The sequence below is a fragment of the Brevibacillus laterosporus genome (assembly GCA_007833815.1).
Classification (GTDB): domain Bacteria; phylum Bacillota; class Bacilli; order Brevibacillales; family Brevibacillaceae; genus Brevibacillus_B; species Brevibacillus_B laterosporus_D.
Map to the genome: position 1 here is coordinate 3,374,605 of CP033464.1, position 10,041 is coordinate 3,384,645.

At 39.8% G+C, this 10,041-nt stretch carries 1 protein-coding gene and 1 pseudogene; both read left to right on the top strand.

Annotation, left to right across the window (positions count from 1 at the left end):
- Positions 1-27: 27 nt before the first annotated feature.
- On the top strand, positions 28-6,027 hold the full coding sequence (locus EEL30_17505; GenBank protein ID QDX93933.1) for an SDR family NAD(P)-dependent oxidoreductase: 6,000 nt from the start codon (positions 28-30) through the stop codon (positions 6,025-6,027).
- Between the two features lie 71 nt (positions 6,028-6,098).
- Positions 6,099-9,458, top strand: a pseudogene (locus tag EEL30_17510) (methyltransferase).
- Positions 9,459-10,041: the final 583 nt, after the last annotated feature.

Here is a 10,041-nt window from a genome sequence, read left to right on the forward strand (position 1 = left end):
CAGAAATAAATCATTGGAGAGATAAAAATGAAAAATGATGACCAATTCGATTATGTGACCAAACAATTAAAAGATATGGATGAGCTTCTTACCAAATTGTTGTGGGAACAATGTAGAAGGATGGGGATGTTTGTACCTCATTCCTTCGATTCAACAAACATCATAACAACAATGGGAATCATTGATTTATATAAAAAATGGTTAGATGAGACGATAACTATATTCACCAAGAATGGGTATTTGTCATTTGACGGAGAAAAGTATACGGTCATGAAAAATATTCCTATAGAAATGACCGACTCATGGAAGGAGTGGGAACAACGAAAAAAGGAATGGTTAGAAGATGGTAATTTAAAATCTCAAGTTGTATTAGTAGAGACGATGCTAGGTGAGCTACCTGAGATACTTACAGGAAAACGACTCGCCACGGATGCTATGTTCCCTCATTCTTCTATGACTTTGGTAGAAGGGGTATATAAAAATAATCTTCTTGCAGACTATTTTAATGAAGTACTTGCCGAAAAGGTGGTTGCTTTTGTTCAGGAGCGAAGTAGTCAATCGGCCAGTACCAATAAACAAATTCGAATTTTGGAAATTGGAGCCGGAACGGGGGGGACTAGTTCTAAAGTCCTTCCTAAACTGAAACCTTATCAATCGAATATAAAAGAATATTGTTATACGGACCTTTCTTTAGCTTTTCTAAGGCATGGAGAGAATGAATATGGTTCCGACTATCCCTTTTTAACATACAAAATTTTTAATATTGAACAACCCGTTGCCAATCAATCTATTGATCCTAATGGCTATGATCTAGTCATTGCAACAAACGTAGTGCATGCTACGAAAAATATACGACATGCTCTACGTAATGTAAAAGCAGCGATGAAGAACAATGGTTTATTGCTATTAAATGAGTTAGCAGATAGCTCGGTTTTCACACATCTCACCTTTGGTTTTTTACAAGGCTGGTGGATGTATGAAGATACAGCACTGCGTATTCAAGGTTGTCCAGGATTATATCCGGATAAGTGGACAAAGGTATTAAAATCTGAAGGATTCCATTCCATTACCTTCCCAGTAGATGTAGAAAACGACTTTAAACAACAAATTATCTGTGCGAAGAGTGATGGAATTACACTGCAAACACAAGAAACTAATCCTTGTGTAGCTGCAGTAGATAACAGTCAAGATGTGGGGAAAACGCAATTTGCTCCTAGTGAACATCATCAAAATGGGCCTGCAATGAAAAGTAAGGGAGCCATGATTAATCACATCGATGTAACAGATCAAATGGTCGAGGACCATCTTACACATATAATCAGGGAAAGCATTTGTGAAGAATTGAAGATGAATGAGGCAATGATTCAAAATGATCGGAGTTTTTCAGAGTATGGTGTAGATTCAATTATCGCTATTCAACTCATTCAACTCATTAATAAAAGATGTCATACAAGGCTACAAACCACTGTAGTGTTTGATTACAATAACGTAAATCAATTGGTTCATTACATGATAAAAGAATATAGACCAACGTTAGTAGCTCTCTTGGAAGAAAAAACGCCAGTAGATGTCTCGAGCTCATCCATGTTGAAAAAAACAGAAGCAACTCAAACCGGCCCACAAAAAAATAAATCTGCTAACGAAAAAGGTCTCAAAGACAGAGATTCATTGAAAGCAGCAATTGATCAATCGTCACTACATTCGTCCCTAGTAAAGAATCGAGCTACGTTTCATAAAGTACTCATTGAAACACCTGGTAGCACAGAGGATATTCAGATTGTAGAGTCGGACATTCCTGAACTGAAAGTAGATGAAGTAAGAATTGCTGTTCGGGCATTTTCTTTAAATTTTGGGGATTTGCTATGTTTACAAGGTCTATATCCAACTATGCCTCCATATCCATTTACACCTGGATTTGAGTCCAGCGGGGTTGTAGTGGAAGTAGGGAGTGCGGTAAGCTCGCTCCGTTTGGGAGATGAGGTTATTTATAGCGGCGGGGAACATTTGGCTGGACAGGCTAGCTTACTTACATGTAAGGCAGCAAATGTCTTTCCTAAGCCTTCTTCGTTATCTTTTGAGGAAGCTTGTTCATTGCCTGTTGTATCGATGACGATGATAGCTGCCTTTCGCAAAGCACAATTGAAAAAAGGCGAAAAAATTCTCATCCAAACAGCAACTGGCGGAGTTGGACTCATTGCTGTTTCGTTAGCCAAACATTATGGAGCTGAAATATATGCTACTGCAAGCTCGGAGCACAAATTAGAGTATTTAAGACAAGTAGATGTGCCACATGTCATCAATTATGTAGAATCAGATTTTGAACAAGAAATTCATCGACTGACGAATGGAAAAGGTGTTGATGTTGTCATCAATACGTTAGCAGGAGATGCGATTCAAAAAGGTTTAGGGTGTTTAGCTAGAGGTGGTAGATATATTGAAATTGCGATGACAGCACTGAAAAGTGCTAGAACGATTGATTTATCTATCTTAAACAATAACCAAGCTTTTTATAGCATTGATCTTAGAAAATTGGGAATAGAACAGCCTGATGTTCTTCGGGATTATTGGAACGAAATGCTTCGATTAATCAAAAACAATATTATTCAGCCTACTATCTATAAAGTATTTTCATTTGATGACATAAAACAAGCTTATCAATGTATGGAAAATCGCGAAAATATCGGAAAAATAGTCGTACAGATTCCAAAACGATATCAATATAAAATAGCTCCAACCGTTGAAAGAGAACCGATTGCAATCATTGGAATGAGCGGAAGATTTGCAAAGTCTAGAACAGTCCATGAGTTATGGGAGCATCTATCCAAGGGCAACGATTTGATGGAAGAAGTATCGCGTTGGGATCTTTCGAAGTATTACGAGGATGGAGTGTCTTATTGTAATCAGGGCAGCTTTGTCGATAATATTGATCAATTTGATCCGCTCTTTTTTAATATCTCAGGTGCTGAGGCTATATATATGGATCCCCAGCAGCGAATCTTTTTAGAGGAATCTTGGAAAGCATTAGAAGACGCTGGGTACGCGGGCACGGGAGTTCAAGGGAAGAAGTGTGGAGTTTATGTAGGATGTAGTGGTAAAGACTATCAAAATTTATTCGAGGATCAGCCCCCCGCCACTTCTTTTTGGGGAAATGCTGCTTCCATCATCCCAGCACGTATCGCTTACTATTTGGATTTACAGGGACCAGCGATAGCTGTAGATACTGCGTGTTCTAGTTCATTGGTTGCCATCCATCTTGCTTGTCAAAGTCTCTGGACGAAAGAAACAGAAATGGCACTAGCAGGCGGTGTATTCCTGCAATCTACCCCTACTTTTTACTTGGAATCGAATCGAGCGGGAATGTTATCTCCTACAGGCCGTTGCCACACATTTGACGAACGTGCAGATGGTTTTGTTCCTGGAGAAGGGGCTGGGGTGATCGTGCTTAAACGTCTTACTGATGCGATAGCTGACGGAGATCATATATATGGTGTGATTCGTGGATCTGGAATCAATCAAGATGGCAGTACAAATGGTATTACAGCACCGAGCGCCAAATCGCAAGAACGATTGGAACAAGAGGTGTATGATACTTTTCACATTCACCCTCAACACATTCAAATGATAGAAGCCCATGGAACGGGGACGAAATTGGGTGATCCAATCGAATTTCAGGCATTGACGCGGGCATTTACGAAATATACGGATGAGAAAAATTATTGTGCGATAGGATCGATAAAAAGCAATATGGGACATTTAGCATTTGCAGCAGGTGTTGCAGGGATGATTAAAATTTTGTTGTCTCTACAGCATAAGCAAATTCCATCAACCCTTCATTTTCAGAATGGCAATTCGAATATCGAATTTGAAGATAGTCCTTTTTATGTGAATACCGCGCTTACAGAATGGTCTGTGGAACCAAAACAAAAGCGTTGCGCGGCAATTAGCTCGTTTGGATTTAGTGGGACAAATGCACATATGGTTATTGAAGAAGCGCCGATAAGAGAGATAACATATGCACCGAAACCAGGCTATTTACTCACACTATCTGCTCGTACAAAAGAACAATTACAGCAGCAAGTAGAACAATTGATACATTATTGTGAAAAAGAGAAGCAGGTTGACTACGGTAACATGAGTTATACATTGCTGATGGGAAGAAAACATTTTAGTCACCGTTTAGCATTTGTTGTACACGAACGGAATGAACTCGTACATGTCTTGAAAAGGTGGCTAGAAAAAGGAAAAGCGCCGGAGGTATACACTTCCATTCTAAATAAAAATGAGCAACGAGAACAAATGGCATTGAAGCGCTATGGAAACGAATGTATACGAAATTTGAATGCAAATATGGCTGCAAATGATTATATCGAACAGTTGTCTATACTGGCATCTTTATATACACAAGGGTATGAATTAGATTTTGAACAGCTATTTTTATATCAAAATTATGCTAGAATCTCCCTTCCTACTTACCCATTTGCAAAGGAGCGTTACTGGGTGCCAGAAAGAGCAGTGGATTCTATCAAAAGTGTTATAAATGAAACGCCAGGAGAAGCTGATGAAATTCAACCATTTTTACAGCAAAATACATCCGACATACTAGAAGAAACGATCATTAGTGATATGTTAGCTGCAACTTCTGAAAAGCCCATGATGCTAGCACCTGTTTGGGAACCTGTACGATATGAGAAAAAACAAATGATTCCTTCATTAGATGAAAGGCTCGTAATTATTGGAGGCAACCAAACAACTTGGAGTGAAATCAGAAATCAGTACCCTGAAGCACGTGTGCTCGCCATTCAAAGCTCACGTACGGTAGATGAAATCATTCAGGAAATGACACAACAAGGTCCGATCGATCATATTTTGTGGATTGCACCAGTAGAGGGACTATCATCAGTAACAGATAATGCCGTCATAGAAGGGCAAGAAGCAGGTGTGATCTACCTATTTAAACTTATTAAAAATCTGCTAGCTCTTGGATACGATAGCAGACAACTAGGCTGGACTGTGATAACAACACAAGCACAACCCATTCATAAATACGATGAAGTAAATCCTACCCATGCAAGTGTTCATGGACTTATGGGGACGTTGGCAAAGGAATATACGAATTGGAGCATCAGAGTCATCGATCTAGAGTCAACTGCTTCATGGCCAAGGATGGATTGGTTTACCTTACCGATTCATGCGGAAGGAAACCCATACGTCTACCGAGAGCAGCAATGGCATCGTCTGGAGCTTATGCCTGTGACGTATAACCAGCAGGAAGAAACGATGTATAAGAACGGAGGCGTATATGTCGTTATTGGCGGAGCTGGGGGGATTGGGGAAGTATGGAGTGAATACGTCATTCGCAGGTACGAGGCCAAGGTGATATGGATAGGAAGAAGGGAAATGGATGCTGATATCCAAGCGAAGATAGATCGACTAGCATCGATAGGACCCGCCCCTCGTTACATCATGGCGGATGCAACCGACCAAGAAGAGTTGTATCGCGCTTATGAAGAAATCAAACAGCAATACGGTGAGCTTCATGGGGTTGTACATTCTGCTATCGTTCTGCTGGACAAGAGTCTAGCCAATATGGATGAGGAAAGATTTCGGGTAGGACTCGGTGTCAAAGTAGAGGTGAGTGTGAATATAGCGGAAGTATTCCAGCATGAGCCTCTTGATTTTGTTTTATTTTTCTCCTCGATGAATTCGTTTGTAAAAGCTGCGGGACAGAGCAACTATGTAGCGGGATGTACGTTTAAAGATGCCTTTGCAAGCCAGTTGGGCATAGAATGGCCATGTGCCGTGAAAGTCATGAACTGGGGGTATTGGGGAACGGTAGGAACAGTGGCGTCGGAAGAATACCAGAAACGGATGCACAGAAGAGGAATTGGTTCCATTGAGCCTCCAGAGGCGATGGAAGCAGTAGAAGCCCTTTTGACAGGCCCGATGAACCAATTGGCGTTCGCTAAAATGACAACATCTTCTACTTGGATAGATGTAAATTGGGAACATTCTTTTGTTATGATGTAAAAAAATAGTTATATTGCTAAAAAATACTGATTTGTCTAGTTTATTGAATCTAGATGTGTGGAGAGATGAACATGCAAAAGTACAAACATAAAGATATATCGGAAGAAAAGCAACGAATGGAAGCAATGAATGAACTATTCATGAAGGTACTATTGGTTCAATTGTCATCGATCGGATCGTTTACAAGTAAGAATTCGTCCCCCTCTAGTTTTCAAGCAAAAATGGAATTGCCGGATTTTTATAACAAATGGTTAGAAGTAAGCTTCGATTTTTTGATACAGGAACACTATATCAAACAAGATGGAGAAACATACCACATATGTAATCAAGCCTTAATAGACCAGGATATGATATGGAAAGAGTGGGAAATCAAGAAGATCGAATGGCTTGAGGATAGTAATACGAGGGCCAAAGTAGTTTTAGCTGAAACCATGCTACGTGCTTTACCAGATATTCTTACTGGAAAAAGAAAAGCTACAGAGATTATGTTTCCTGATTCCTCTATGCAATTAGTTGAGGGAATCTATAAATATAATAAGCTTGCAGATTACTTCAATAATGTGCTAGCTGATACAGTAATTTCCTATGTACAGAATCGGTTAGATAGTAATGCAAACAGTAAGCTTCGCATAGTAGAGATTGGGGCAGGCACGGGAGGTACAAGCGCAACGGTTTTGCAGAAATTGACACCCTATCACGACCATATTCAAGAATACTGCTATACGGATATTTCTAAAGCATTTCTTATGCATGGAGCCAAAGAATATGGTACTAGTAATCCTTTTTTAACCTATAACATGTTAAATATAAACGAAACGATTACAAAGCAAAATATGGATGTAGGTGGGTATGATGTGGTCATCGCGGCAAATGTACTGCATGCAACGCCAAACATCCATCAGACCATAAGACATGCCAAAACGCTGTTGAAGAGAAACGGAATCATTGTCGTAAATGAAATAACAGAGAAGACGTTGTTTAATCATCTCACATTTGGGCTTTTAGAGGGCTGGTGGTTGTATGAAGATCCTGCACTTCGCATCCCGGGCTGCCCTGGGTTATGTGCAAAAGGATGGGAAAAAGCATTAACAGTAGAAGGCTTTACATCTGTCTCATTTCCAGCCGTAGATGCCGAGGAGCTAGGCCAACAAATTATCATTGCCAAAAGTGATGGGCTCATACGTCAAAAACAAGACATTCAAAAAAATAGCATCAAAGATAATAAAAGAAGTGAGATAAAGAAGACAATATCAAGTCCAAAGAGTATTGAATCCATAGATAATCAAATGATAGAACAAAAAATTCTTGATCATATTACGAACATTATTATTCAAAAGATATCAGAATCGTTACTTGTGGATATTCAAATGATCAGTCAAAATGAATCATTTTCTGATTACGGTGTAGATTCAATTACAGGAGTAAAGCTCGTACAAGTTATTAATGAAGCGTTGAATATTAAGCTAGATACGACTACTTTATTTGACTACAGTTCCGTCACTCAATTGGCATCGCATATTATTTCTGAGTATAAAAGTATCATCATGCAACAGTTATTTCAGAATGTGGAACAAAAGAGTGTGTCGCAAAATAAGACTCTGGCAAAAGAACAGAAAAATTCAGAGCCTATTTCTTCTACGTCTGTTTCAAAAACGAGGATCGAATCCGAAATCAATATAGCCATTATTGGAATGAGCGGACGGTTTGCAAAATCAGAAACAGTCCATGATTTGTGGGAGCATCTATCTCGTGGAAACGATTTAATTGAAGAAGTGTCTCGCTGGGATCTATCTACGTATTACAAGCAGGGTGCAAGCTATTGTAATCAGGGTAGCTTTGTAGATGATATCGAGCAGTTTGATCCCCTCTTTTTCAATATTTCGGGTACTGAGGCTGAATATATGGACCCACAGCAACGAATCTTTTTAGAAGAATCGTGGAAAGCCTTAGAGGATGCGGGTTATGCTGGGGCAGGTGTTCAAGGAAAAAAATGCGGTATATACGTAGGATGCGGTGGAATTAATTACCAAAATATACTTGGAGAAAATCCACCACCACAGGCTTTCTGGGGTACTGCTAACTCAATCATTCCTGCGCGTATTGCATACTACTTGGATTTACAAGGTCCGGCAATTGCTGTAGATACGGCATGCTCTAGTTCACTCGTAGCTATTCATCTAGCTTGTCAAAGCCTATGGGCCAAAGAAACAGAGATGGCCTTAGCGGGTGGTGTATTTATACAATCGACCCCTGAAATCTATAGATTTACAAATCGTGCGGGAATGCTATCTCCTACTGGTCGCTGTCATACGTTTGATGAACGTGCGGATGGTTTCGTACTGGGAGAGGGAGCTGGGGTGGTTGTGCTTAAACGTCTTTCAGATGCGATAGCTGACGGGGATCATATTTATGGTGTAATTCGCGGCTCAGCTATTAATCAAGATGGGACTACCAATGGTATTACAGCACCGAGCGCTAAGTCGCAAGAACGATTAGAGCAAGAGGTGTATGATACTTTTCAGATTGACCCACAGCACATTCAAATGGTCGAAGCTCATGGTACAGGGACAAAACTTGGTGACCCAATTGAATATAAGGCTTTGACCCGTGCATTCAACAAATATTCGAATGAGAAAAATTATTGTGCAATCGGATCGATAAAAAGCAATATTGGACATTTAACTTTTGCCGCAGGGGTCGCAGGACTTATTAAAATTTTGTTGTCTTTACAACATAAACAAATTCCACCAACCCTGCATTATGAAAAAGGTAATTCGAATATTGAATTTGAAGATAGCCCCTTTTATGTAAATACTGAACTTACTGAATGGTCTGTAGAACCGAACATGAAGCGCTGCGCGGCAATCAGCTCCTTTGGATTTAGTGGGACAAATGCACACATGGTTATTGAAGAAGCACCATTACTTAGCAAACCTACTACACCAAAACCAGGTTATTTAATCACCTTATCTGCTCGTACACTGGATCAATTACACCAGCAAGTGGAACGGTTGATACAGTATTGTGAAACAGAGCGTCAGATCGATTATGGCAATATGAGTTACACATTAATCATGGGAAGAAAACACTTTAATCACCGCTTCGCGTGTGTCGTTCATGAGCGAAATGAACTCGTGAATGTCTTGAAAACATGGCTAGAAAAAGGGGAAGCGCCAGATGTATATGCTTCTGCTTTAAGTAAAAAGGGGCAACAAGAACAAATTGCAATGAAACAATATGGAAACGAGTGTATTCGAAATGTAAATGATGAAACAGATGCAAATGTTTATGTAGAACGCTTGTCTACACTTGCATCTCTGTATACACAAGGGTATGAACTGGAATTTGAGAAAATGTTCTCACAGCACCATTATTCGAGAATACCTCTTCCAACCTATCCATTCGCAAAAGAACGCTATTGGATACCCGAGGCAGAGTATCATCCTTTCAGCAACAAGCATCAGGAGGAATTTTCAGCATCGATTAACGAGATTCATCCTATGTTACATCAGAATACATCTGATTTATTCGAAATCAGGTTCAGTACTACGCTTACCGGTAAGGAGTTTTTTCTAGAGGACCAAATTAACAACGGTTGCAAAGTACTACCTGGTGTAGCGCAATTGGAAATGGCACGTATTGCAGTTGAAAAAGCAATAGGTAGCAAGGGGTACGATCAAGCAACTGTCCAACTCCAAAATATTGTTTGGACGAACCCGATTTGCATAGAGGAACAACCAAAACAGGTGCATATTGGATTATTCCTAGAAGATGATGGTGAGGTAAGCTTTGAGATTTATAGTGATCTTGATGAAGGTAGAGACGAAATTGTTGTACATAGTCAGGGCAGGGCTGTATACAACGATAAGACACAGGAGTCTCTCATAGATTTGCCTACTCTGTTAGCAGAATGCAATCAAAGAATCTTGACGACTAACGATTTTTATACATCTTGGGAAGAGAAGGGAGAAATTTACGGAAAAAGCCTTCAAGGAATCGAACAAATGTATGTAG